Here is a 25,981-nt window from a genome sequence, read left to right on the forward strand (position 1 = left end):
TTATAAATACGGGAGCTGTTCAGGCTAACCCAAGCCGTAATTTTTCCGTATTTTTGCAGGTCTCAATTTTCACAATGGCAACAGCAGAACACATCGATATAAAGAAGGAAATCTTCGTTAAAAATGCGCATCTCAACAATTTAAAGCACATTGACGTCACCATTCCAAAAAACAAACTTGTGGTGATTACAGGTGTTTCCGGCAGCGGTAAATCATCACTCGCTTTCGACACCATTTATGCAGAAGGACAAAGACGGTACGTTGAAAGTCTGAGCTCATATGCCAGACAGTTTTTGGGCAAACTTGAGAAACCGAAGGTGGACGATATCAAAGGTTTGGCACCTTCAATCGCGATTCAGCAGAAGGTTATTTCTTCGAATCCGCGTTCCACAGTCGGCACCTCTACCGAAATTTACGATTACCTGAAACTGCTTTTCGCAAGAATCGGACATACATTCTCTCCCATTTCCGGTGAGGAAGTGAAAAAGGACAGCGTGAGCGATGTTGTGGATTATATTAAAAATCAGAAAAAAGGTTCGGTTTTTCTGCTTCGCGTGCCTTTAATTTTTGATAAAGACCATTTCGGAGAACTTCTGAACACCTTAAAAGTTTCCGGTTTCACCAGGCTTGAAATCAATGGGAATGTGGCCGGAATTGAAGACCTGGAAAGTTTCGGGTTCGTTCCGGAAAAAGATATGGAAATACACCTGGTGATTGACCGTTTCAGTTATGAGGAGGACGAGAGCTTCCTGCAGCGACTTGCAGATTCTATCCAAATGGCATTCTACGAGGGGCGCGGTTACCTCTCCCTGAAAAATCCTGATACCGGCAAAATCCGCGAATTCTCCAATAAATTTGAGCTGGACGGTATGGAGTTTTTGGAACCGAATGTCCATTTTTTCAGTTTCAATAACCCCTATGGCGCCTGTCCGGAATGCGAAGGCTACGGAAAAGTAATCGGTATTGATGAAGATTTGGTGATTCCCAACAAAAACCTTTCTGTTTTTGAAGATGCGGTTGCTTCCTGGAAAGGAGAAAGCATGAGCGAATGGAAAAAAGCATTCATCAAAAAAGCAGGTGGCTTCCCTATTCATAAACCTTACCATCAATTGACCAAAGAACAGAAACAGTTTTTATGGAAAGGCGATAAATCCAGAAGCTTTCCAAGTATTGACAATTTCTTCAAAATGGTTGAAGAAAATTTATACAAAATTCAGTACCGTGTGATGCTCTCCCGCTACCGCGGAAAAACGACATGCCCAACCTGTGAGGGGCTGCGCCTGCGCCCGGAAACGGAATATGTGAAGATTGACGGCCACACAATTCAGTCGATGATTGAAATGCCACTGGATGAACTTTTACCCTTAATAAAAGGTTTGAAAATTTCTGATCACGATGCAGAAATTGCCAAACGCCTGCTATACGAAATCACAACCAGACTCGAGTTTTTATTGAAAGTCGGCCTCGGGTATCTCACTTTAAACAGAACCTCAAACACACTTTCCGGTGGTGAGTCCCAAAGGATTAATCTTGCAACTTCGTTGGGCAGTTCGCTCGTAGGATCGATATATATTTTGGATGAGCCATCGATCGGCCTGCACTCCAGAGATACCGAAAATTTAATAGAAGTTTTAAAGAACCTGCGCGATTTGGGAAATACCGTAATTGTTGTCGAGCACGACGAGGATGTGATGCGTGCCGCAGATTACATCATCGATATCGGACCGGAAGCCGGTTATCTGGGTGGCGAACTTGTGTTTGCCGGTAATTTTAAGGATTTAAAAAACGCAGACACCTTAACTTCACAATACCTTACCGGAACCCTGGAAATCAAGGTTCCTGCGAAGAGACGCAAAGCAAAGGAATTTATTAAGGTAAGAGGTGCACGGCAGAATAATCTAAAGAATGTAGATGTCGATATTCCGCTGGAAGTTTTAACGGTCATCACCGGTGTTTCCGGTTCAGGAAAATCGACCCTGATGAAGGAGATCCTTACCAATGATATCCAGATACAGCTGGGAATGGGCGGAAAAAAAGGTGATTACGATTCGGTGGAATTTCCAAAAAAACTCATCAGGAACATTGAACTCATCGACCAGAATCCTATCGGGAAATCTTCACGTTCCAATCCTGTGACTTATCTGAAGGCTTACGACGACATCCGCGATCTTTTTGCAAAGCAGAAACTTTCGAAAATGATGGGTTACAAAACCAAGCATTTCTCGTTTAATGTGGATGGCGGAAGGTGTGATGAATGCAAGGGTGAAGGCGTGATCAACGTCTCGATGCAGTTTATGGCCGATATCGAACTGGAATGCGAAACCTGCAAGGGCACCCGTTTCAAACAGGAAATCCTGGAAGTGAAGTTTGATGATAAAAACATCGCCGACATTCTGCATATGACCGTCGATGAAGCTCTGGAATTCTTTAAGGACAACCATGAAGAAAAAATTGTCACCAAACTGAAGCCGCTCCAGGACGTAGGTTTGGGTTACCTGCAGCTCGGGCAGAGCTCTTCTACGCTTTCTGGTGGTGAGGCTCAGAGAATCAAACTTGCTTCATTTTTGGTAAAAGGTTTCACGACCGAAAAATCTCTGTTTATTTTTGATGAGCCTTCCACAGGACTGCACTTCCATGACATTAACAAACTTTTGAAATCGCTTCAGGCACTGATCAATTTGGGACATTCAGTAATTGTCATTGAGCACCAGCCTGATATCATCAAGTGCGCGGATTATATCATCGACATCGGCCCCGAAGCCGGTAAACACGGCGGCGAAGTGGTTTTCACCGGGACACCGGAAGATTTAATCAAAAATAAAAAATCGCATACGGCGAGATATGTTGCTGAAAAGCTAAAATAAAATTATATTTTTGAATATGTTACCATTAGATAAAGATCTGCAAAAGCCAAAAAGTTCTCTTGAAGAATTTCGTGATATTGCAATTAGAGTTATGGATTATTTACCAAATGTTATCAGCAATTCGCAGGAAAAAGGAGATTATTTAATCCAATCATCTTTAATTGCTGGAAGTATAAAATATCTACGACCAATTAACAGAAGAATTTTTATAGGTGATAAAGCTATTTTTCTTGAACAATATAACAAACTACTCACTGTTTTTGATAAAATCAAGAAGAAAGAAAGTATATCTGAGGAGGATAAAATTATTATCGATCGTGTTGTTTATACTCTACAACAATCAATAGGAATTGGATTAGATTTGCTTGTTAATCAAAACAGCGCACGAAAACACGTAGGTAACAGGTTCGAAGAATTAATAAAAACTATCTTTAATTCTATTGGGATTGCAAACAAAAGAATGATTCTACAGATACCTTACGAAACTGAAGAAGGAAGTAAAATTTACAAGTGCGAAAATGACCTTATAATATCTCCCTTTGATAAAGTTGCTTCACATAATAACTCCATTGATGAAAAAGAAATTGTAGTTTCCGTGAAAACAACTTCAAAAGACCGGATGGGAAAAATGTTTATAGATAAAATTTTACTTGAACGTTTTGTTGAACATCCCCAGAAAGTTATTGGTATTTTTCTGAATGACGTTCAAAGAAAGGAAGACAGCAACATAAGTTTCACCTTAGTTTCAGGCTTGTTTATGGTATACACAAAATTTTTAACTGAATTAGAAGGCATTTACTACCTTGATCCACCTCCCAACGCCTTGAAAGAGCCTTATTCAAGATATATGAAAAGATTTTCTGATTTGCTTGCAGATGATTTAAGCGTTCTATTAACCTCTTAATTTTTTTCTTCTTTTTTGTGAACTGATTTCATCATTTCCAACTAAAATTCTTTGTATATGCGACTCGTCTAAAATCCTATCTTGAATGGCGGTACAATATTCTTTACTTAATTCGCAACCAATCCATTTTCTTTGGTACGCTTCTGCCACAGCATAGGTAGTACCAGAACCGCCAAAAGGATCTAAAATAACGCTATCATTATTTGACGAGGATAAAATTATTCTTCTCAATAATTCCACAGGTTTTTGAGTAGGATGTAAACTTCTTTCCCAGGAACCGTTTGAAATAGTTGGGATCTCCAAAACATCTTTCGGCTTTGCACCAAGCGGATTTGGTTCCCACACATAATTGTTTTTTGCAGAATTAGAATATTGAGAAGAGTCAGCTTGTGACCTCTGCGGATATTTCACAGTATGGTCATTGTATGGAATACGTACTTCGTCTATATTAAAAATAAATTTACCAGATTTTCTTAACAATAAAATGCTTTCATGCGACCTGCCCCAGTCTTTTCCCAGGTTTGCTTTGTTCCTATAAAACCAAATCAACCATTTACAACTGTGAAAGTACTTAGACGTTACGAATTTAATATCTGCCAATATCTCAGAAAAACCACAAATATATAATGAACCATTATCTTTCAAGACTCTGTGAGCCTCAATAACCCATTCTCTTGTCCATTCCAGATATTCATTTTGTGAGGAAAAAATATCCCAATGAGCTTTTTTAATGTTATATGGTGGGTCTGCAAATATTAAATCTACAGAATTACTATCAAGCTGCCGAAGTAGTTCAAGGGCGTCCGCATTAAAAAGAGAACCAAATTTTGTTTCAAAAAAAGGAATAGCTTTTTCTTCGGTTATAAATTTCAATTTTGGAACATATATCAATTCGTTTGATATATCACTAACAAAATTCTCGACCTGCTCTTGGGTGTAAACCCTATAATTATTAATAGGATGCCGCAAACTTTTGAACTTTCCGCTATTATCCCATCGCCTTAAAGTTTCAGGGTTTACATTTAATAATTCAGCAGTTTCTTTTAGTGACAAATAATCTCCCATAGAATTACACAACATTATACAAGGTTATACTGCAAATTTATAAAATAAAATTTTCATAGATGTTAATTGTACCGGAAAAAAATTTCAAGAAAAATAAATTCTTATTCTTAAATTAAATAAACCCACTGATAATCAACGTTATCCACATAAATTTGTGGATAACCACTGAATATTAACATTTGGTTTACGTTTTGTATCATTTTAAATACTATATTTACAATAGAAATAAGAAACAAAGTGAAAACAGTTTTACTTTCTTCGGTTTCAGAAAATATTAAACTTAATATAAAAACTTAAGGAGAAGCAACGTCGGCTTCTCCTTTTTTGTTGTTGTCTAACTAAAAAAATGAGATGTTTTATCTACTGAATCCGCCTCTAAAGGGCGGATTCTTTTATTTGTTGTAATCCCTTGAAAACAGAATTTTTCCCTCACCATTGATAACATTAAGCCTCAATGTCTTTTCAGTGAGAGAGAAACTCATGAACCCACCGTCAGAAGCTGCAAAGTGCGTCCCGTCGGTTTCGCCGGACTTTCTGATTGCGCTTCCCGCTCCTGAAAGAAACTGCAACACTTTGCCTTTTGGATTAATGACCTGCAGATCGTGCTCGTGACCGCAGAAATAGGCATCGATACCATAATTTTGAAATACCGGTTCGAAGATTTTTCTGATTTCTTCAGTTTCTTCAGCAGTTTTGCGCACTCCGCCCGTGTATAAGGGATGGTGCCCCACAACAAAAACCCATTTGGCGATTTTTTTGGCTTTTTCAAGCTCTGATTTCAGCCATGCCAATTGCTTCTGGGTGTCCTGTTTTTTCACATTTTCCCCCATCATACCATCATACTTGCGGTATTTGCTCACAAACGGATTGGTATCGATAAATATAAACGCCGCCTGTCCCGATTTTTCTTCCAACTGAAAATATTGCGTGAAATAAAGCGCCGGAACGTTCCACCTTCTGCTGATTTTCGAATAATCGATCTGTGCCTGCAGGTCACCGTAGTAATCGTGGTTGCCCATCGCACTGTACCACGGTTTATTGAGGTCGTATTGCGGGTAAACATCTTCAAAAGACTGCTTCCACTGCGGATCCTGAGTGCTTTGAACACCATTCGGATAAAAATTATCGCCCACGGAAATGATCATATTTGCACCAAGCGTTTTCGATGCAATATTCATTTGGTTTGAAACAGATTTTTGATGGAATTCGCCGTTTCTGCCCCAGTCGCCAATCACGAGAAAATTAAAGGATTTAGCCAGTTTTGTATCCTGCAGTTCCCTGTTAACAGGAGTTTCATAATATTGGCCAGGAAAAAAACCGGTACCGAATACAAGCTGAAACACACAGATTAAAAGTAAAAGCTTATGTCTCATATTTTAAGAATTGCAGTTGCTCTAATGGGTTGTAGCCTCACCAGGAATCGAACCTGGATCTAAAGTTTAGGAAACTTCTATTCTATCCGTTGAACTATGAGGCCGGAAGGCCAAATTTAAGAAAAATTAAAAATTCCCGCAGCAAATGCAGGAATTTAATCTATGATATTACTCAGTTTTTAGCGGGTATTTTTACCGTCTACAACAATTCTGTCATTACGGTTTGCAAGCTCCCAAGCCGTGGCAAAAACCAGTTGCGTTCTTTTCTTCAGCAGTTCGTAATCAATTTTTTCAGGATCGTCTGTCGTTTTGTGATAATCCTCGTGAATGCCGTCGAAAAAGAAAGCCGCCGGAACATTGTTCTTCGCAAAATTATAATGGTCTGAACGGTAATAGAGCCTTTGCGGATCGTTCGGATCGTCGTACTTGTAGTTCAGTTCCAGTTTGGTGTTGGCGCTGTTTGCGGCCTCGTTGATCTTTTTCAGGTCTGTAGAAAGCATATCGGAACCGATGACGTAAACGTAATTTTTACCTTCGTTTTCCTTATCGCTCCTGCCGATCATATCAATATTCAGGTTAGCCACCGTATTTGCCAGCGGGAACACCGGATTTTCTGAATAATATCGGGAACCTACCAAACCGATTTCCTCGGCTGTCACGTGCAGGATCAGCACAGAGCGTTTTGGGGCTTTCCCGGCTTTTTTTGCATTGTTAAAAGCTTCCGCAATTTCCATCAGCGCCACTGTCCCGCTGCCATCGTCATCAGCACCGTTGTAAACCTCTCCCGCTGCGTTTTTACCCACGTGATCGTAGTGTGCAGAAATCACGATCAGCTCCTGAGGCCTCTCAGTCCCTTCAATATAAGCAAGGATATTTTCGGAATCGGGATAGGCATTTCCCCTACGTGTTCCAAGATAAGCAGACGGAACTTTCTGGTAAAAGCTTCCCAGCGCTTTCGGATAAGAAACTCCCATTTTTTGATACTCGCCGATTATAAATCTGCCGGCTTTCTTCTGGCCTTCGCTACCGGTATTGCGGCCTTCCATTTCATCAGAAGCGATGGTATAAAGATGCTTCTTCAAATCTGCAACGGTAATGGATTCATAAGATTTTTTGAAAGCTTTTCCTTCGTAACCTAAATTGACAGCACAACTCGTGAGCAAACCTGCAGAGAAAAGCAGGACAAATCTTTTTTTCATAGTTAAAGTAATTTCGCGAAGGGTAAAAATATCAATTTATTTTTAAAATCAGAAAATTACATTGCAACTTTTGTGGATAATTCCACGAAGGCGGGCACGTCCTACGGGATACGAATCACATCTTAGTGAATATCAGCAGGAAAACATCTTAAGATGTCGGTAATGGCAGCCATAGCCGTATGTACCCGCTGTTAATGAGCGCGTCAACGATGGTGTTCTGGTCTTTGCTCTTTAATTTTTTAAGAAAGAAACTCAAATTGTAGTTCGAAATATGTGGAGTTTTAAGGTTTAGCAATTTATTCTAAAACGCACCACATCACAAGATGTTCAAAATATGTACACTCCGATGAACAGGCGTCTTTTGAACATTTTGGTGAGTCGTAAAAATTCAGATTCACGACTCACCATGTAGACTCCCCATTTTCAGTACTCTTCAAAAGTAGAATTTTTTCTTGATATTTTACAGCTGTTGCTGTCGGATGTGGAAAAGCGGGCAGGAAAAGTGCTGGCATTAGCCTGTGCTTGCTGTCCATTTTTCCGCATCACAGGTGAGAGGCCACCCAACGAATCATGGGGTCTTTCATAGTTGTGAACCCTTACAAATTCCGCTGTCACGCTCCTTACTTCATCCAAACTTTCAAATGTATATGCATCCAGGATCTGATTTCTGTAGGTTTGGTTGAAGCGTTCGATATAGGCATTCTGTGTAGGTTTCCCCGGCTGGATATAAGCAAAGTTGATCTCGTTTACCCTGCTCCAGACTTCAGCGATTATAGTTCCCCCCGAAAATGGGACAGTAAGTTTAGTTGGAAAAAACCTATTAAATTTACAATATGTCACAGAGAAGAAAATTCAATTCGCAGTTTAAGTTCAAGGTTGTCGTAGAAGCCTTGTCGGAGCGTCTTCCACTGCACGAACTTGCCAAAAAGCACGATTTGCATCCCAATCAGATTACAACCTGGAAAAAGGAGTTCCTCAAGAACGGAGCGGAGATTTTCGGTAAGGAGAAGGCTTCAGAAGAGAAAAAAGAAGATGTAGAATCGCTTTACAAAGTGATCGGCCAGCAGAAAATGGAGATTGATTTTTTAAAAAAAGCCTTGTCATGAAGCAGAGTGTCTCGGAAAGAAAAACACACATCGGCAAGGGGGAAAAAATCAGCGTAAAGAAGCAGTGCGAACTTTTACAGATCTCTCGCAGCAGCCATTATTACAAAAAAGTTCCGGAGAGCGATTTGAACCTGAAGCTGATGGAGATGATAGACAGGGAGTTTATGGAACATCCCTGGAAGGGCGTTCCCAGAATGGTGCAGTGGCTCAATAAAGATTGTGGGCTTTTAGTCAATAAAAAGCGTGTGGAGCGGCTTTACCGACTGATGGGCATCAGCGCTTCTGCTCCCGGACCCAGCACCAGCAAAAAAGGGAAGGGAAAAAAGCATAAAATTTTTCCGTATTTGCTGAAGAACCTGCCCATAACCCATCCCAACCAGGTTTGGGCGATGGACATCACCTATATCCCGGTAAGGGGCGGATACCTGTATCTTGTTGCCATCATCGATCTCTACAGCCGCTATGTGGTGGGCTGGAGCCTGAGCAACACGATGACCGCGGAGTGGTGCCGCGATGTTCTGGATGAAGCCATCGAAACCTACGGAAAGCCTGAAATCATTAATACCGATCAGGGAAGCCAGTTCACTTCAGACTTGTTTACCGAATATGTGAAATCCCACAAAACCATCCGCCAGAGTATGGATGGCAAAGGCCGGGCACTGGACAATATCTTTGTCGAGAGGCTCTGGCGAAGCGTAAAATATGAAAATGTTTATCTTTATGCCTATCAAGACGGAAAAGAGTGCTATATTGGTTTGAACAAGTATTTTGCCTACTACAACCACAGCAGGAGACACCAAAGCTTAGGTTACGAAGTTCCTGCACAAATGTTTAACCAAAAGGAGAAAAAAGCAGCATAATGAAAGTTCACGCAGTTTTACACATTCCCACACTACACGGAAAAATCTTTGAAAGGATTTTTCCTATGTGGAAATATGCAAAACTGCTACCTTCAAAAACACACAAAATCAAACTTAACTTTTAAGATTTGCTGTCCAAACTTTGGGGGGAACTATACATAGCCTTGTTTTCAACTCTTATATGTTACATTAAATTTCCAAAATAATGAAACACCTTTACAATTTTACAATATTACCATCATTTTGGATTTGGTATTTTTTTTCATCATTTACTCCGATTTCAAAATTTTTATTTATTGTGTTTACAATTAATATAGAATTTTCATCTATTGTAAAATTTGTTTTTTCAGCAGGTCCATCACTTTCAGGTTCATGAGATTCACCTTCAACATATAAATTTGAAACAACAGAATTGTTATAAATACAAACTAAATAAAATCGATATGGCATATCACCACAATCTTGGGGAACTAGTATAATATTTACTTTTTCTCTTTTATCTAATGGAATATATCTTACTTCTTTTTCACCACAAGCAAATTTAGATAAACCATTTACATTGCTTACTAACATTGAATTATAATTAATTTTATTTATGTCAATTTTCTTTTTATAAGGCAAAATTGAACTTGAAAATTTAAAATAATTACCAGTATTTGTTGTAGGTTTTAATAACTGTTTACTAAATTCTATAAAAGATTCTTTTGCTCCATATGGAAGTGTCTCTAATGCATTTTGATTTGTTCCTTCAAGAAGGATTTTATCAATATTATTAGATTTATCATATATAAATGAGTATGTTTCCTTGTATGTATCTGCTAGCTCTTCATTAATATAGTTGTCTACATTAAATTTGACTTTAAAAATAGAGTTGTTCTTTATAATTTGCTCTGCACTGTAGGTCATTGCACAACTTGTTCCGCAGCTAATAACAAATGATTTATCCCTTATTTTCTCTACGGCATTAATTTTATTATTTAAAGCATCAGTTTTTCTTACTTTCTTTGTATCCAAAACACTTGTTGTATTTTGGTTTTTTTCATTTTTTTTACATCCTATAAATAGGGAGAATAAAATGTATAGAATTAAAATATTATTTGTTTTCATTTTTAGAATTAATTAGTGCGTTTTTCATTTGTTCAGGTGTGATATGTGATTTGTTAAGTCCATCTCCCGCATAATAAGATTCGCCTCCTTCTGCATGTCTTACAATTCTTTTTACCACTTTTTTATCTTTCTTAATAATTTTATCACTTATGCGTTTACCTTTTTCAACACCGATACTAGCCCATTCTTGTGCCAATGAATACATTGCATCTTCAACATTTCCATTTCCTTCAAGGAAATCTATAACTTTAGATCTCTTTACTTTAATTAGATATTCATCGAAAATTTTATCTTGGATTTCTTCATTAAGTTTTTCATTAGTATCAAGTCCTAAATTCCTAATTGCACTATTCAATGTATCGGGAATTAATTGATATCTACCAACTGCAAAAACATCTCTATTTTTCTGTTTTTCTTGTACTTCTTTTATTGTTAGCTCAACAATTTTTAAATTATTTATTATTTTCAAACCTCCCTTTGTTTGATTGCAAATATTATAATTATCTCTTGATTCTTCTTTAGCAATTAAATTTGCAAATTCTGTGTGTGACCACTTAGATTTCTCATTTTTTGTTGGTTTTTGTTGTTGTGTAGATTTAAAATTACCACCACATAAACACATATTCCCATACCCAAGCTCATTTGCTAATGTTATGATATTTTTGCCATTTAAATCTGAAGTATTTTTCACAAAATACTTCTTAACCAAATATTCTTGAGAAAATTCCCTAACATCAACATGAATCCATGTTGTTGCAAATGATTCTAAATAAAAGATATCTTTACCTGAATTCCAATCTTCTTTCGCTCCAGTATATTTTTTAAAGATTTCTTTTCTTATTTTATTCATGTCACTATTACTCTTAGTCCTTTTTCCAGTACTGAGAATATTATAATGAATATCTAATGCTTTACCACAATGGTTGGTGGTTTTATCTCTAATATAAATATAGTGATTATGACATCTATAACCAGACTCAACCCATTTTGTTTTAAAATTTAAATGAGCATCTCTATTTACGTAAAATAATGTTGCTCGATAACACCAAAGTAAACTTCTATGAACACCTGGATATTCAAATTTCCTATGTTTTTCTAATATTTTAGCATTTTGATATTCTTCACTATTTCTTTCTTTTCCAAATCCATTACATGAACCACATTTACATCTTATTTCATCGAAATTTAATGGATACTTGCTTTGAAACTCATCAATAGCTCTTAAAACATTTCCACAGATTTTCCCTGTCTCGGGGACTTTCATATAATCTTTTTGGAACTGTTTAATCATTTTTTCAGTCCTATCCGTAAATTCATCCGTTGGAACGTTTCCACCAAAACCAGCAAGCCGTATATTGATTTCTCTGATGAGTTCGCTTTTATCTCCTTTTTTGATGCAGTATTTACCTCCGCAGGTTTGCGACGTTGCTTTACTATTTTCAACCTTCGCCGCCGACTTCGTACTTTTAGGCTTTTGCACTGTTGGTTGTTGGTCTTTTTTTGCGGTCCCCTTTGTTTCCCACCAATCCCAAAGCTCATCCCATGTCTCTCCTATCTTGTCTAAAATCCCTTTTTCTACTTTTTGGCTCTTGCCCTTCTGCTCTGCTGGTGAACCTGGAGCAGCGGGTGGTGTCGCAGGTTTCTTCTGGCTCTTCTTCTCGGGATAAATTTTTGCTTCAGGATTATTTACGTACACATTTCCTGTTGGATGTTTTTTGTGTTTGAAATATTCTACAGTTACGTAAAACTCCAGTTGTTTTACATCAACTTCACCCTCCATCGCCTTTTTCATTAATGCCTCCGTGAGCGTGAATTCGGCTGTAGCAATACCGTCGGTTTTCACATTTGCTTTTTTGCTGGCAATAGCTTTATTGCTTGGATCGTGTCCTTTATCCTTCGCATCGTCTTCCCATAGTGTGAAGACCAGCTCCTTATTCAGCATATTAGTACAGAATGCCTTGCAGCGCAGTTTCTCCTTGAAACTGAATTTTTCTCCAGGAGTATCGTCAATATATTGCAAAACTACTTTTTCGATCTTGGGAATCACAGCAGGTTGTGGGGTAATGATGAGCCCATCCCCTTCAGGATGATACAGATATCCATGTAAAAGATAGGTACTGCCCACAGCTCCTTCACCAAAAGTAAAAGTGTTTACACCTTTCTTCTTGATTGTTGTCGTGGTAAATTTACCACTCTTACGCTTCTTGAAAAGCTCCCAGGTCACATTTTGTGGCCTTCTTTCCGATGCAGGTGTATCCGGATACCAGTCTGCAATATTGTAGGTGATAAGTTTCCCCACCGTGGGTCTGGTAGCACCCTTGATTAATGAAACGCCTTTCTTTCCCATAATTTTAAGGTTTTTTTTACCAAGCTTCGCCCTCTTTTCCTAATACCTCCTCCCGGAACTCTTCGAAATCCACAAAAGGATTATACACATGCTGTTCCCTTGGATCGGCATTTTTTACATTTCCCTTCCCTGTCTCGCTTTGCTGACCGTGTTTCATCACAGTAATTTTTCCGCCGATGACGCATTGTAGTTCCGAAATTTCGGTAACGCAGCTTTTGCCCATTACCTTCACCTTATCATAGCATTTCTGCCACTTTCCAGCCGGAGCGTAGCTGCAGGGTTTGTAGCCGCTGGATGTTGGCTGCAATTTGCACTGTGTTCCAAAAGGTTGTGCTGAAGGATTAAACGTGGTGTCGTCTTCAGTAACTGCGAGATAATCAGCATTTCCGTCCGCATCGTTCCAGTAGTGCTTCTGGTGGCTCGTTACTTTGAAGTTTGGGAAGGTAACGCCCTGATTGCATTTCGCCTTTCCTCGTGGAATTACGAAATATTTTCCGTCGTGCTCATTATCGGCCATTTTTATATTATTTAGGATTTGGTACTTTAAAATTAGAAAAATTTTAAATGAGACACTCGGATTTTCAAACGATTTCACGAATTGTAGTAAAACTACGATTCAGTTAATCTCAGATGAAATATGAAGTGTGTGAGAAGAATACTGACGGTCATCCACGAAAAAGGTAATGTTTGCTTCAACTGAATTCAGTGTTTTCTGCAGTTTATCTGTCAAATAAGTGACATTATAATTAGCTTTAACAGGATTTTGTATTTCTTCACTCCTTCTTTTTCCAACCAAAAAATACAACATATCAAGCTGTTCGGCCACTGTTCCACTAATTTTTGTTTTGGCAAATTCGGATTCTTCATGTTCATAAACGGCTTGAAATTTTATCTCTACTGGAAATGAATTGATGTTCAGAATCTTTTTTTCTAGCCACGTATTATTTTTATGAAACCAGTTCATTCCGAAAAAGAGAGATTGAAATAATAGTGTAGAACTGAACTTTTCAAAAATATAATGCTCATCTTTAAGATTTTCCTGAAATTTATCAAAAAGCAGAACTGCGATTTCTCCAGTATGAAAGTCTTCAATATCTTTTCGTTTTTCCGAAAACCTTTTAAAATAGAGATCAGGATGAGCAAGCTGTTTCAGTTTCCCTTCTTTATCCAATAAAAAACCTACAGGATTTATGGCCTCCATACAAGCAATGGAAATCGAACTTATTTTATCGTCAGCGGGCTGCAAGTTTTTTCTATGATTTTCAGTATGAACATATACAACTCGGTCCTCTTCTTCTTTTTGTATCTTAAGTTCAAGCTGGTATTCTATTTCAAGTCTTTTATTACCATAATCCTCAAAAACCTCCCTTACCTGATAAGTTTCATGATAAAATCCGTCGAAAAGGAGATTGCGCGGGAAATATTTTTCGTGCTCTTTTTTTCTTTCTGCAGCCGATTTAAAGTTTTTAGGCACCAATATTTTTTCAATTCCTACGAAACTGTTAAACCACAATAAACCCGCCTCATTGCAATACAGGTTATGAAAACTGCGCAATTGATCAGCGTTCATGTCGAACTTGTCAGCTATCTTCTCTAACGTTTCATTTGGAGAAACCTTATATATTTCAAATCCTTGTTTCATAGCAAAAAAAGGTCTAAAAAAGCCGAAACTTCTTAGTTTCGGCCGATTGTTTTATAAACTTTCTTTAGGGTTAATCATCGGCATAAAATACTCATTAAGCCAATAAAATATTTCTCCGTTCTGCTCAATCATCACCTTCGGACTGTTTTTATTGTCCAAAAGACGGTTAGCCAAAACCATGTACTGTTTGAAGTAAGATCTTACATCTTCCTGAGACAACACTTTGGACCTTTTCCAGCCTCTAAGCTCGTATCTGGAAAGCATCTCTTCATTGGCATTATCAAAACCTGTGGAATGTGCTACAGAATAAGCCATCGATCTTCTTCTGAAATTGCTCTTACTAAAGCCGTCAGTAGAGATATTGTTCTTTTTTAATACTTCCAGATATGCGTTCACTGCATTGCTTTGTGAAAAATCCGGACTAAAAGGCTTTGTCTGCTGATATATTTCCAGATAAAGTTTTCTCAGCTTATCGTATTCCTCCTCAGAAAGCAAAATTCCTTTTTGCACCGCCGGAAAATAATCTTTAAAGTTATTGTCATACGTTCCATCAGTAAGGAAAGGGTTTTCGTAAGTAATGAGCTGTGATGCGGTTTCCACCGGTATTTTAGCCGGTGCATCCGGAAACTGACCTCTGAAATCGGGTCTGAATTCGGTTTTTGACGCACCCACTACGGATTTAAAGTAGCTGGTCAGCGTTCTTTCACTTTCCCTGTTTTGGTAAGTAACCTGTGAAATTAAACTGTCCAAAGCTTTTGCCAACAATGCGCTGGAATTCATCTCCCCCTTTTTAGGAAAAATTACAAATCCCTGCGACATGCTGGTTTTAGGATAATCCAAAGAAAATATGCCTTCTTCTCCTTCCTGCAGATTATAATTGTTCCGGTTTCGAACGATACTCTGGTTTGCAGACCGCTCTTTTTCTAACTCGGCAATGTTTTTGGCAGTGTTGGTCACGAGATTTTCGGACAGAAGCACAAAATTATTGTAGGTGTCCGAAGCTCCGGAAATGGTCTGGTAAGAAATAATTTTTGCTCTGGCGGCAGAAAGGCTGCTCACGGCGCTATTGATATAGCCATTGCCCGCCGTAGAACCTACTAAAACAACTATATTGGTTTCATCACTGAACGGTGCAAGTAAATCTCCCGCCACGCTTAATCCTTCCTGCATAGGCTGTCCGCCATAGCTGTTGCACTGCTCGTATTTCAGGCGCTCTTCTATAAATTTAGAAACCATTTCAAAATCTCTGGTGAATGGTGAAACTGCTACATTTTCACCGCAAGTATTGTTTTTATATAAAACAGCGCCGAAATTCATACTTTTATAATACTCAATATTTTTAAGTTTCAGCTGGATATCCTGAAACGAAGATTTTGCCATTGCCGTATTCTGGGAATTTTCGTTACTGATGTCCATTACAAAGACAATGTTGAGATTTTTGCTTTTATTGATGATATCCTTATATCTTTCAAAATACAGTGAATTGCCGGCCACATTATACACGAAGTTTTTACGGTAATCCAACGCGTTGGAGAAAAATCTGGCCTTATTTTCTTTGTCTAATTCGGCGGGTGACACCGCGATGAGATTCTCTACCGGTGTTCTGTGGTAAGAGTCAGAAAGTCTGAAATAAGAGTGCGCTGTGGAATCTGCAGCACCTGTTTTATTTATAGCCAGGTTATTTTCTTCGGTATACTGGTAATCCGGGGAAACCCGAAGTGCTGTCCTGTCTCCCCATGCCGCGACCATATTGGAACTCACCCAACCGTAAACGCTTTTATCAATACTATCAATTTTTATTGTAGGCGTTTTTCCAATCAGATATCTCTTAGCATTTTCGGCATGCTTGTAAATATACACAAGCTGTCCTACCGGCAGCTTGGTTTTGGTAGTTTTGCTGAGGTCGGGTGAGGTAAATACCAAAACAGAGTCGTTTTTCAAATATTTTTCGCTGTTTTTCAGCACATCTGAACTATTAGGGACAACTGCAGCCTTAATACTGAATCCACTCTGGCTGTTTTTAACAGCATTAGTCCAAAGCAACAGTTGATTGGCCGGGATCCAGCCATAGGTTTTAATGGAGTTTGACGGCAGTTTTTTCATCAAAGCGTCTGCATTGTACTCTGCAACTTTGACCAGTCCTTTTGATGGCTTACTTTTAACGACTAATAACGGTTCTAAAAATTTTATTTCTTTTTGAGATTTTTCGCTGCCCTTATCCATAAAAACGGTATTGTTGTGACGGTCTGAAATAACAATCCACGCTTCCTGGTTTGCCGGGTAGCCATCGTTCATCGTTATTTTGTCGATAACGCCATAATAGGATGATTTCGGTGTCTTTTCTGACGGCAGTTTTACCGTACAGGCAGTGAGTAAATATGCGGCTCCTAAGAAAAGTATCGGGTTTTTATAATTGATTTTCATAACGTTTTACTTAATTATTGTTTGCTCTGTTTCACTTCGACCTTCGTCACACAGTTTTGCCCCGTATCTACAGTAGTTTTTACTTCCTGGATAAGGTTGTTTTTGTCGAACTGCAGACCCATGCAATAGTTATAAAATGAATTATTCTTATCATTCGCTGCGACCGAAACATTGTTCTTACCACACAAATACGTATTTTTTAAATAGTTATAATGGTAATTAAAATTGTTTCCATTGGCAATCTGCTGAAGGTGATAACGGAAATCGTCATTAATCTTGCTGAAAACTTCAGCTTCGGTTGGAGGCGGTGGAGGCGGTGCTACAACTTCTTCAATTTCAGGATATGCCGGCAAAATATTGATGTGGTGAATGACCGGTTCCTGGTCGGTATCGGTAATGAGCGTCACAATGTACCTTCCAGGAGTTTTGAAGGCATAGCTAGCCATTTGTGTTCTGGCATCAACACCGCCGCTTTCCCCAAATTTCCAGGTAAACATTTTAGCATCTGTAGTTTCTGCTCTAAAAAAGACATTGCTGAACTGCATTGCCTGTGTCGGTGCATCAATTATTGTTGGCTGGCGAAGTTTTTCCTGCACTATCTGTCCTGCCCCAGAAACAACCACATTGAAAGTTTTGTTGTACTTATCATCAATAAATAATGTAACCGGGTAGAAACCGGCCTTCGCAAACGCGTGATGTCCCTTTTTGTTAAGTGACTGATATCCATCACTAAAAACCCACTTGTGCGATTTGCCAAACGGTGAATTGTCCTCAAATTTCAGGGTGTCCCCAACATTGAGCGAAATAGGATATACTGTCGCCACAATATCATCTGAACTGAATTCTTTTTTTTGGGTCGCCAAAAGTATGAGTGCCACCAAAAGCACGACCCCGGCGGAAATCAGCAGGATATTTCTTCTGTTTTTTTGTACATAATTCATATTTCATCTATTTTTTGGTTTTTAATTTTTTTTGCAGAATTTCTACCGTTGGTTCATCTGCTGTTTTTTATCATTGAACCTTATCATGCAATCCTGCAGCTGCTTGTCGAACTGCTGAAGATTCTCTTTGGTTGTAACAATGCTTTTCTTATCCTGATAATACATTTCGTAGAATTTTGCAATCTGCTGATAAGAACTTTTGCGAGGGTCGGTAGAGGTAGTACCTTCGAAAGTGCGGTTGATGTTGGTGATCCCTACCTCAATATTATTTTTTTCGACAGGCGTAGCTTTTTCGGGATCCATTTTATTAATTTTAACAAAAGTGCTGTCCATCTGTTTATGAACCGATTTTGCAGCTTCATTAAACTTAGTTTTGTCCTGAAGGATCATAACTGAATGCATATCTGCTTCTGAAAAAGGATTTCCGGCTTTGCTTAAAACAATATAGGAAATAACAGAGACAGCTAACAAAAGCATCCCCAACAGATAGATAAAATAATGCCTTTTTTCCTTATTTGATAATGTAATACTAACCTGCATAATATTAAAATTTACCTTTTAAACAAATTTCCTCTCGGTGTTTCCCGTTGCTGCGCTGCAACGATTTGGGCATTGGCGCGGCCCACTTTTCCCAAACAGTCCTGCAGCTGGTTGTAAACCGCGTTCTCCTGGCTGTTGAGCTTCATCAGTTCATCTTTGAATGAAATCATGGGTTCAATATCATGTAGCAACTTGGTATAATGTTTAAGGTCAACCAAGCTGTCCTCACCAATAAAATTTCTGCTGTCGTTTAAATCTTCAAAAATTTGGTTTCTAAGTTCGATCTGATTGCTTACCCTGTCAGTATTGAGCAATGACAATTTGTAGTAAATACTGTCCATTTTTATTTTGAGGGCTTCATTTTTACCGATGACATTGTGGTAGGCATCAAGATCTTTCCGCATATTCTTATTCTGCTGATTAGAGCTTTTGAAAAAGAGAAAAACCGTTAGAAAACCAGCCAGTGTAAGAACCAAAAACGAGGTAATGAAACGCCATGTTGCCTTCCTTACATCTTTCCTGTTGAGTGTTTTTTGTCCGTATGAAATCATTTTTATTAAATACTTGAGTTGTAATATCCGTTTTCCACACAAAATCTTGCTAAATCCAGTTTGCTTTTCAGTCCGAGTTTCTCTGTTAGCCGGGTGATATAAGTATCGATGGTTCTTGAACTTAGGCTGATTCGGTCTGCAATTTCCTTATTACTGTAGCCTTCGTAGCAAAGCTTTATGATCTGAATTTCGGTGACAGTAAGCTCCTGTTGCTGCCGTTTCTGCCGCTCCATGTATTCATGCACATTTTGTGACTGCAATGCCCACTCTCGCTTATACTCTTCATAGCTGGATGTTTTGGAGAGGATACAGTTCCGCAGTATATCCCTCATAATGATGCTGTTTTTCTGGCAATAAAACGCGTTGGGGATTTTGTTCAGTATTTCTGCCATATCGTCCTGATACGTTGCGGAATAGGTTAGAATAGGCGTTTTCTGATCTGTTTGGCGTATATATTTTATAGCTTCCAGACCCGAAAGAATAGGCATGAATAAACTGATGATAAAAACATCTTCCTGTTTGCGGTAAAGCCTGTTGATAAGCTCATTTCCATTATTGCAATCGTTCACAATCCTGTACAAAGGGTGCTCGAGCAACATTTTCAGTAAAAATTGCTTGAAATAGTAATCGTTTTCAGCAATGGAGAAACGGGTAATTGTATTTGAATTGTTTACCATAACCATTAGTTTTTTAGCTGAATAATATTTGCAGGTACTTCCCCTAATCGATCACGCTCCATCCTTTTTTAGGGTCGATGGTAGATCTTACCTCCTGTTCATTTACAATGATATTTTCCTTGCGCTGTCCTATATAATCCAGTTCGCTTAATTTTCCTAAAATTTGTTCCAGGCTCCTAAGCATCATTTGGATATTAAAAAAAACATCGCCGCTGTCATGGTGGCTGTAATCTATTTCAGCGACTGCAGAAAGCTGGTTTAGCAATGTGTGCGGTGCGACCTCGCTCCATTCCAAGCTGTAATTCAGCATTTCCTCCATCTCGGCGGGTATCATCAATTGTGTATCATTGTAAATGTAGAGTCCCAATTTTGAGAAAATATTCATCATAAAAATTGGCGGCTGATGTATCACCACATTTTTGAAACTAAAATAGTTTTCACTTACATGGTCGATTATTGTTTTACAAATTGTTTTTACGTTATTTGCCAACTCGTTGTTCTGGTTTTTATGAGCTGTTTTTTGCAAAATTTTAAAAGCAAAATGCCTTAAATTGCTCATCGAATGGGAATAACTGTTATAATATTCCACGAGTTTTACATGACTTTCAACCGAAGTGCACGGTGGGATAAAATTATTGTCAATTTGTGCAATTCCGGATTTAATGGCTACTTTCCCAAGAATCAAGTAATTTCCCCCGGAATAGCTGCTGTTCAAAATTGAAGTTTCTACAAGTTCTATCCTGTAATTGGGCTTTGAATAAGGATGCCTTGGCGGAATTTCTTCTGCATCTATTTCTCCGAAAGGTATCTTTTCGAAAGGATTTACTGAAGCAAGAATATAGAATTGGCCATCACTATCTTCCTGATCGTTAGCAGTATTCTTGTTTAAACTTCTGATATTGGCTTTATGGTCAGAAATTTCGATGCGGTGTCCTGCCACTGTTATCGCGGTTAATTTTTTTATGATCAACTGCGCATCATTGGTTGCAGTGTTATGAATTTCATAAATATTTTTATCCGAATAATGGTCATGAACCGGTAACAATCCGTAATTGAACTTGTTAACCGGCAATGAATTGGCGTCCCGTATGGAATCGATCACAAAATTTTCCTGCTGTACAAAATGTTCGCGGGAGATTTTCATTCCGTCCACCCAGTTTACTGCAAAATGTTTAATTGGTTCTATCATTTTTATGTTTTTTTTGTTTTTTACCTGCCTTCTTCCTGATAATTAAGGACTCTTTTACAAACCACTACTTCGTTTTCGGTGAGTGAGTTTTCGCTAATTTCCTTTTCAAAATCGATGTACTTTCTCATACTAAAAAAGGATTTCTTCACATAGAAAATCCAAAAATATGGGACTCCGTTATCATCAACCAGTTGGATCGGTGAGTTTGCGTTTTTAAAGTTATAATCATCAACCACGCGGAAAAACCAGTCTCCAAAAGTAATTCCGGTAGGTAATGTTTTCGCTTTAATGTTAAACCTTTGCGGGTCTTCGGCATTTTTACTCAGTTCTACGTTCAGAACCATCAGCTTGTCAAAATCAATCCCTTTAAAATCGTGAGGTTTCTGTTCCGCATCATATTGCCAGGTTTTATAAATATCAAATGGAATACTGATGAACTGGATATAAGTGTAATAAAAAAGAAGTGGGATGATAAAGATCATTGCACTGGTTGCAGCCCAATATTCGTTTCCAAGTCCCTTCCCCACCCATTTGAAAATCACGGCGAATAAATATCCACCTGCCACAAGACAGGTAATAGTGAGAACGGCTTCAAAAAGAATAGCCTTCCACATAACGTTATAATGCTTTCTGAAATATCTGTGGAGCATATTTACATGCAAAATTCCTATACCCAGATAAAATAACATTGCGAAGAGATACCAATAAGGATTATACTGATTCCCCGAAAAACCCAAAAATCCCGGCAATGCGATGGCAAGCGCACAAACCAGCACATAAATTATAATCGTTTTAATTTTTATGGCAGGCCGACCTTTTCGGATGGCTCCCAGCATAAAAATCATAACCGCAGCAAAAAGAGGCATTAACAAATACCTTAAAAAAACGCCTTTGATTGAAGCAAACTCCATAAAATCTTACTATGCAATAAATATATTAAATATTAGATAAAAGTACTATAACCTAAATGCGAACTTTCACCCCTGTCGTTCAAGAGAAATGACTGTTCGGTTTTCACAGTGATAAAATTTTCAAAGATCTTTACCGATATAGGGATTAAATAATCATAAATCGCCTGAAGCAATTTCCTGAACGGATGCCCCGGAACATACTTATCGATTTGATTGTAAGGTAGCGGCCCAATATTGAGCTGCCAGTTTCTTTCGCCATCCATATGTTGACCGTTGGGGATAAAAGTAATCCCCAATCTGGTTTTTCCCAATCTTGTAAAGCCCTCTTCATCATCTTTATGATCAATTACATTTGGGCGGTAACCGATTTCAACCTTTACTCTTAAAAATGCACTAAGAAACCGCTCTATCCACCGCCTGTTACCTCTAACTTCATGCAGAAACGGCAGAATATAAAAAAATGTGCGAGCAGTTTCTTTATCCACTTTTTTCAGCAAAGGCCAAAGTTCAGAAAGTGTATTCACTAAAGTATCAGACTTGTCAGCGATATCAAATTCAGTTTCTTTGATCAGCGCGGCAACTTCTGTATTAAAAATTTCGATTTCAAAGGGTTGGAAAAAATTCCTTGCATTTTCTTCTACCTGCCTTTGCTTCCGGATTTCGTTTACAACACCTTCTACATTTTTATTGTAGTTCCCCAATGAAGGTGGATGAAAAAGTCCTTCAGGAAGATAATCATAAATACTTTCGCGATAGGTTTCCAACACCAAAGTTTCATCTTCAAAACCATAACTGTTGGTATAAATATTTCTTACGTCTTTCAGGAAAGGGCGGTCGTTTATTCCAATTCGTTTAATGAACATATTGGAGCTCATCCGGTAATATTTGAGAAGATTGGCAGCGACGATCTCCAGCTTGAAATCCGTTCCAAGTGTATTGTAGTTGAGCTCTGCAATATAGGTCGTATCCGTTTTCATTTACACTGTTTTTAACTCGGAGTTAGCTACCTCTTCTTTGATGATGACTCTGTATTCCACGCTGTCAATGGCTTTGGATTTAATATTATTTTTCAAAATCTCCTGCATACTTTTCCAGTAGTTGCTTCCATAAAATGCATAATCCTGAATAGTAATATTCACATCCACCGTTCTTATGAATCCTTCTTTTGGTCTGTCACTAATCATAACGCCGCGTTTTACGCTGATGCTTTTCAACTGGCTCTTAAGGATCAGCCTACAATAATTTTTTACGTCCTCCATCGAAATAATCTTGTCGCGGGTGGTAAGCGCATATTTATAAGCCAAAATGGTATCTGATTGTTTTTGTTCTTCTGCTCCACCGGTGATTTCGGTAATTAGAGTGATATACTGCAATCTTTTTTGTGAGTAGAGCTCAGTACCTGGCCTTATATTATTTGCCAAAGTACAGTGGGAAACCCAAAAAGTGGCATAGGTATGAGCGGCATTTTCCAGAGGCTCGATGATGACATAATTAATATCCTCCCGAAGCTCGCGGTTGGCAACCTCCACCTTCTTCATCAATGTTTTCATTTTTTCAGAAATCTCTCCCAAAATTTCCTTCACTTTATCTCTGTTGATGATGGAAAACGCAGCAACCTCATCACGCAGCAGTTCCATAATATGCGCCATTAGGTCGGTTGCGTTGCGGCTTGTAAACCGCTCCATACCTCCTTTTCGGATGGTATATAAACCTCTATCAATATGGCTCGCCGGAGTAAAAGGAATTTCCACATAGGATTTGCCCTGTCCGTCAATCACTTCATCCACATACAGGAAGAACTCGTTTTCTGAAGTTTCCAACGGAATGTTATTCCCCATAATATCCAGTGCATATTCGGTTTTTTTCCAGCTGCGGTTATAAACGGGAAATGCATTGAGAACAAAGAGGAAGTTCTCTAAAATTTCGGCGTTATACTGCGGAGGGAATTCCAAATCGAGCCACAGATATTTTTTCATTCTGTGAGGTTCCCAAACCGCACTTCCATCATCTAAATTTTCAGGAAGACCCGTCTTTATTTCTTTAAACATTTGCGGCGTGATGCCTTCCACTTCTATAAAGCGGTTGTTGTAAATATTTTTTATATCTTGCTTAATTTTTTGGCGGATGGATTGCTCTTCGAAAATACTTTCAAAACTATCATCATCAGGCGCGTTCACTTCAACCATCCCCCTACTCACATTCAGCGGAATTCCGTTATGGGAAATACTGATATGTGGAAGTAAGTTGTAAACAAAATCAATATTTTCGAAGGTCGGGTTGGAACAATAAAAGGTAAGTTTTTCAGGAAAAATTTCAGATGAATATCGGCTCACATCTATACCAATTTTTATTTTCCTATATTTTTCCACATCAGGCGACAACCTTGCGATCGGAATTTTGTTCAGCTGTCCGTCGATGCTGTACACCGTGTTTGCAACCACCATAATCGCAGTCTGTGCTTTAATGAGGGCAATATTTTCTACTGGAGTTACCGACACTTCTACCTGTGTATCAGATTGATTTTTCCGTAAAGAATTCAGCTGTTTCTTCAGGAAAAATTCCGAGTGCTCCATCAATATTTCGTTATCCTCTTCCGGTGTGCAAAACGCAATGGCATGCGCCGGCATAGGATGCGAATATTGTGACGGTGTAAGCAGCTTCGCAAGTTTCTCTAAAATTCTGCCATTGATAGCCTGAATTTCGTTATTTGCCTTAAAAACTTCAGTACTGAAAGCGTCTATAAGCAGTTTCACAAACGGATCCAGCAGCTGCATATTCTTCACGCCCCAAAGTTTGGTAGCATTTTGAAGCATTCTGGATTTTATGGCTTCTTTAGAGTAAGTATGGTTATTAAGGTTCATCTCTTTTTATTTAATCGATCGACATTGGACTGAGAAAAAGTTCTGTAGCAAAATTGAAATTTTCGCCGGTGGCTTCTAATTTTGCGCGTATGGTTACGCGTACTTTTTTTTTGATCTCAGTTAAATTTCTTGTTTCATAGGTGTGCTCTACGATACTGATGTGAGCTTCAACTTCAGGATTTACGAGGCGCTGTTCATAATCCAGAATTTGGCGGCGCAGACTTTTAATAAATATACTTTCCCAGACAGAAGGCGAAATTCCATTGTCGAATTCGGTGTTCCAAACTTCATTACCGTAATTTTCATCATACCGGTTTTCACCTTTTTTTGTGGTAATGAGCAACATAATGTTTTGCGCAATGCTTTCTCCCATATCACAGGTCTGCAAAACCCCATTACTGCTCATAACAGATTTAGGGTTAAAAGGCATTTTGTAGTTGGGCTGCTCCATTGTTAATTATTTAAGGAAGATGTCAAAATCTTATTTTGGTTGAGTTGAAATTCTACCATTTTATCATCCGGAAGGTAAAAGATACTCTCCCCTTTTTCTGCAAGTTTTTTTTCGATCCCGGGATTCCAAGCTAAAATTTTTTCAGGAGAAACGCTAATGAATTTCGCAATGATATTTAGCTTATACGCTGCATTGATAGTTGTCTCGCTTAGTCCTTTACCACTCGATTTTTTAAATTTTTTCGTAGGTGCATGCGCATATGTGATTGACTTTTTCGGCGCAGCACCGGAAATCATTGCTTGAGTTTGCATTTTATAATGATTGCCTAAAACCTGGTTCAATTCGTTGGTTGCGTAACATGCATTCAGAAATTTTTTAACATGGTTTTGGGTCTCCAAAGGAAGATAAGGCGCAAATGCTGTGTACTGTTTGGAACCTGCCCTGTCCATCGCCTTTTTAATATTACCTTCGCCGCAGTTATAGGCAGCAACAACAGTAATCCAGCTCCCATATTTATTGTAGAGATTGATCAGTGAAACCGCGGCAGTTTTGGTGCTTTTATAGATATCGGAACGCTCTTCATCAGAAAGCCCGTATTGGCTGGCGTGTTCCACCATAAATTGCCACATTCCCTTTGCGCCCGCATGGGAAACAATCTGATGATCCAGCCCAGATTCTATAATCGCAAGATTGCGCATATGTTTGGGGATCCCTCTGCTCGCAAAGGTATATTCCACAAACTTCACCAGTTGCCGGTTGTTCTTAATGATGTTTTGGTAGCGTCGTATTGTGCTTTCAGAAGTGTCGGTTGCAGTTAAATCCTGTGCAGCTGCAATCAGCGAAATGAGCAGGTAAAAAAGGGTGATGATGTATTTTAATTTCTTTGTTTTCATTTGTGTTTTGATGTTGAAATTTTAAGTTTTCATTTCCCAAATAATCGAGTATTTCATAATAATTATATTTGAAGTA

22 protein-coding genes, 1 tRNA gene and 1 pseudogene are annotated in these 25,981 nt (G+C 38.4%); 4 read left to right on the forward strand and 20 right to left on the reverse strand.

The window, feature by feature from the left end:
* The first annotated feature begins 74 nt into the window (after positions 1–74).
* Both uvrA and CKV81_RS01660 read left to right on the forward strand, forming a co-directional pair.
* Positions 75–2,864, forward strand: coding sequence for an excinuclease ABC subunit UvrA (gene uvrA, locus CKV81_RS01655; RefSeq protein WP_095069786.1), 2,790 nt, complete (start codon positions 75–77; stop codon positions 2,862–2,864).
* Between the two features lie 16 nt (positions 2,865–2,880).
* A complete protein-coding gene (locus tag CKV81_RS01660) occupies positions 2,881–3,768 on the forward strand; it encodes a hypothetical protein (protein WP_095069788.1) in 888 nt (295 codons plus the stop codon).
* On the opposite strand, the gene CKV81_RS01665 is transcribed toward CKV81_RS01660, so the two are convergent.
* From CKV81_RS01665 to CKV81_RS13540, 5 genes and pseudogenes are all read right to left on the reverse strand, one after another.
* Positions 3,757–4,833, reverse strand: a complete 1,077-nt coding sequence (locus CKV81_RS01665; RefSeq protein WP_095069790.1) for a DNA methyltransferase — start codon at positions 4,831–4,833, stop codon at positions 3,757–3,759. The two genes, CKV81_RS01660 and CKV81_RS01665, sit on opposite strands and share 12 nt — an antisense overlap.
* Before the next feature lie 392 nt (positions 4,834–5,225).
* A complete protein-coding gene (locus CKV81_RS01670) occupies positions 5,226–6,206 on the reverse strand; it encodes a purple acid phosphatase family protein (protein ID WP_095069792.1) in 981 nt (326 codons plus the stop codon).
* A 32-nt stretch (positions 6,207–6,238) separates the two neighbouring features.
* A tRNA-Arg gene (locus CKV81_RS01675) sits at positions 6,239–6,310 on the reverse strand.
* A 75-nt stretch (positions 6,311–6,385) separates the two neighbouring features.
* A complete protein-coding gene (locus CKV81_RS01680; RefSeq protein WP_095069794.1) occupies positions 6,386–7,405 on the reverse strand; it encodes a M28 family metallopeptidase in 1,020 nt (339 codons plus the stop codon).
* 546 nt (positions 7,406–7,951) lie between these two features.
* A pseudogene (locus CKV81_RS13540) lies at positions 7,952–8,134 on the reverse strand (integrase core domain-containing protein); the annotation flags it as partial.
* Between the two features lie 104 nt (positions 8,135–8,238).
* Between CKV81_RS13540 and CKV81_RS01690 the strand changes: the two are divergent.
* Positions 8,239–8,511: a transposase gene (locus tag CKV81_RS01690; protein WP_095069798.1), complete on the forward strand. Its 273-nt coding sequence runs from the start codon at positions 8,239–8,241 to the stop codon at positions 8,509–8,511.
* Positions 8,508–9,371: an IS3 family transposase gene (locus CKV81_RS01695; protein WP_095069800.1), complete on the forward strand. Its 864-nt coding sequence runs from the start codon at positions 8,508–8,510 to the stop codon at positions 9,369–9,371. The genes CKV81_RS01690 and CKV81_RS01695 overlap by 4 nt, the downstream gene beginning before the upstream one ends.
* Before the next feature lie 216 nt (positions 9,372–9,587).
* On the opposite strand, the gene CKV81_RS01700 is transcribed toward CKV81_RS01695, so the two are convergent.
* The 15 genes from CKV81_RS01700 to CKV81_RS01770 form a co-directional block, all read right to left on the reverse strand.
* Complete coding sequence (locus CKV81_RS01700) at positions 9,588–10,478, reverse strand: hypothetical protein (RefSeq protein ID WP_095069802.1); 891 nt, start codon at positions 10,476–10,478, stop codon at positions 9,588–9,590.
* Positions 10,465–12,825: a peptidoglycan-binding protein gene (locus CKV81_RS01705; RefSeq protein WP_095069804.1), complete on the reverse strand. Its 2,361-nt coding sequence runs from the start codon at positions 12,823–12,825 to the stop codon at positions 10,465–10,467. The genes CKV81_RS01700 and CKV81_RS01705 overlap by 14 nt, the downstream gene beginning before the upstream one ends.
* A gap of 16 nt (positions 12,826–12,841) precedes the next feature.
* Positions 12,842–13,342 (reverse strand): DUF4280 domain-containing protein, encoded by a 501-nt coding sequence (locus CKV81_RS01710; RefSeq protein WP_095069806.1) that lies wholly within the window; start codon positions 13,340–13,342, stop codon positions 12,842–12,844.
* A 99-nt stretch (positions 13,343–13,441) separates the two neighbouring features.
* Positions 13,442–14,467: a LysM peptidoglycan-binding domain-containing protein gene (locus tag CKV81_RS01715; protein WP_095069808.1), complete on the reverse strand. Its 1,026-nt coding sequence runs from the start codon at positions 14,465–14,467 to the stop codon at positions 13,442–13,444.
* A 51-nt stretch (positions 14,468–14,518) separates the two neighbouring features.
* Entirely contained in the window at positions 14,519–16,891 is a 2,373-nt protein-coding gene (gene tssR / locus CKV81_RS01720) for a type VI secretion system protein TssR domain-containing protein (RefSeq protein WP_095069810.1), read from the reverse strand.
* Positions 16,892–16,905: 14 nt separating this feature from the next.
* The gene (locus CKV81_RS01725; protein ID WP_095069812.1) at positions 16,906–17,832 is read right to left on the reverse strand and encodes a PKD domain-containing protein; all 927 of its coding nucleotides are present in this window, start codon (positions 17,830–17,832) and stop codon (positions 16,906–16,908) included.
* A gap of 42 nt (positions 17,833–17,874) precedes the next feature.
* Complete coding sequence (tssO, locus tag CKV81_RS01730) at positions 17,875–18,372, reverse strand: type VI secretion system TssO (RefSeq protein WP_095069814.1); 498 nt, start codon at positions 18,370–18,372, stop codon at positions 17,875–17,877.
* 11 nt (positions 18,373–18,383) lie between these two features.
* Positions 18,384–18,923, reverse strand: coding sequence for a type VI secretion system TssO (gene tssO / locus CKV81_RS01735; protein ID WP_095069816.1), 540 nt, complete (start codon positions 18,921–18,923; stop codon positions 18,384–18,386).
* A gap of 5 nt (positions 18,924–18,928) precedes the next feature.
* On the reverse strand, positions 18,929–19,600 hold the full coding sequence (locus CKV81_RS01740) for a response regulator transcription factor (RefSeq protein ID WP_095074138.1): 672 nt from the start codon (positions 19,598–19,600) through the stop codon (positions 18,929–18,931).
* Positions 19,601–19,643: 43 nt separating this feature from the next.
* Positions 19,644–20,789: a hypothetical protein gene (locus CKV81_RS01745; protein WP_095069818.1), complete on the reverse strand. Its 1,146-nt coding sequence runs from the start codon at positions 20,787–20,789 to the stop codon at positions 19,644–19,646.
* 20 nt (positions 20,790–20,809) lie between these two features.
* Positions 20,810–21,655 carry a TssN family type VI secretion system protein gene (locus tag CKV81_RS01750; protein ID WP_258454457.1) on the reverse strand — a complete coding sequence of 282 codons (846 nt, stop codon included), beginning with the start codon at positions 21,653–21,655 and terminating at the stop codon, positions 20,810–20,812.
* Positions 21,656–21,732: 77 nt separating this feature from the next.
* The gene (locus tag CKV81_RS01755; protein ID WP_095069822.1) at positions 21,733–22,677 is read right to left on the reverse strand and encodes a hypothetical protein; all 945 of its coding nucleotides are present in this window, start codon (positions 22,675–22,677) and stop codon (positions 21,733–21,735) included.
* Positions 22,678–24,561 (reverse strand): type VI secretion system baseplate subunit TssF, encoded by a 1,884-nt coding sequence (locus CKV81_RS01760; protein ID WP_095069824.1) that lies wholly within the window; start codon positions 24,559–24,561, stop codon positions 22,678–22,680.
* Positions 24,562–24,571: 10 nt separating this feature from the next.
* Positions 24,572–25,012: a GPW/gp25 family protein gene (locus CKV81_RS01765; RefSeq protein ID WP_095069826.1), complete on the reverse strand. Its 441-nt coding sequence runs from the start codon at positions 25,010–25,012 to the stop codon at positions 24,572–24,574.
* 2 nt (positions 25,013–25,014) lie between these two features.
* Entirely contained in the window at positions 25,015–25,905 is an 891-nt protein-coding gene (locus tag CKV81_RS01770) for a lytic transglycosylase domain-containing protein (protein ID WP_095069828.1), read from the reverse strand.
* Positions 25,906–25,981 lie beyond the last annotated feature (76 nt).

Source organism: Chryseobacterium taklimakanense (assembly GCF_900187185.1).
In the GTDB taxonomy this organism is placed as follows: Bacteria; Bacteroidota; Bacteroidia; order Flavobacteriales; family Weeksellaceae; genus Planobacterium; species Planobacterium taklimakanense.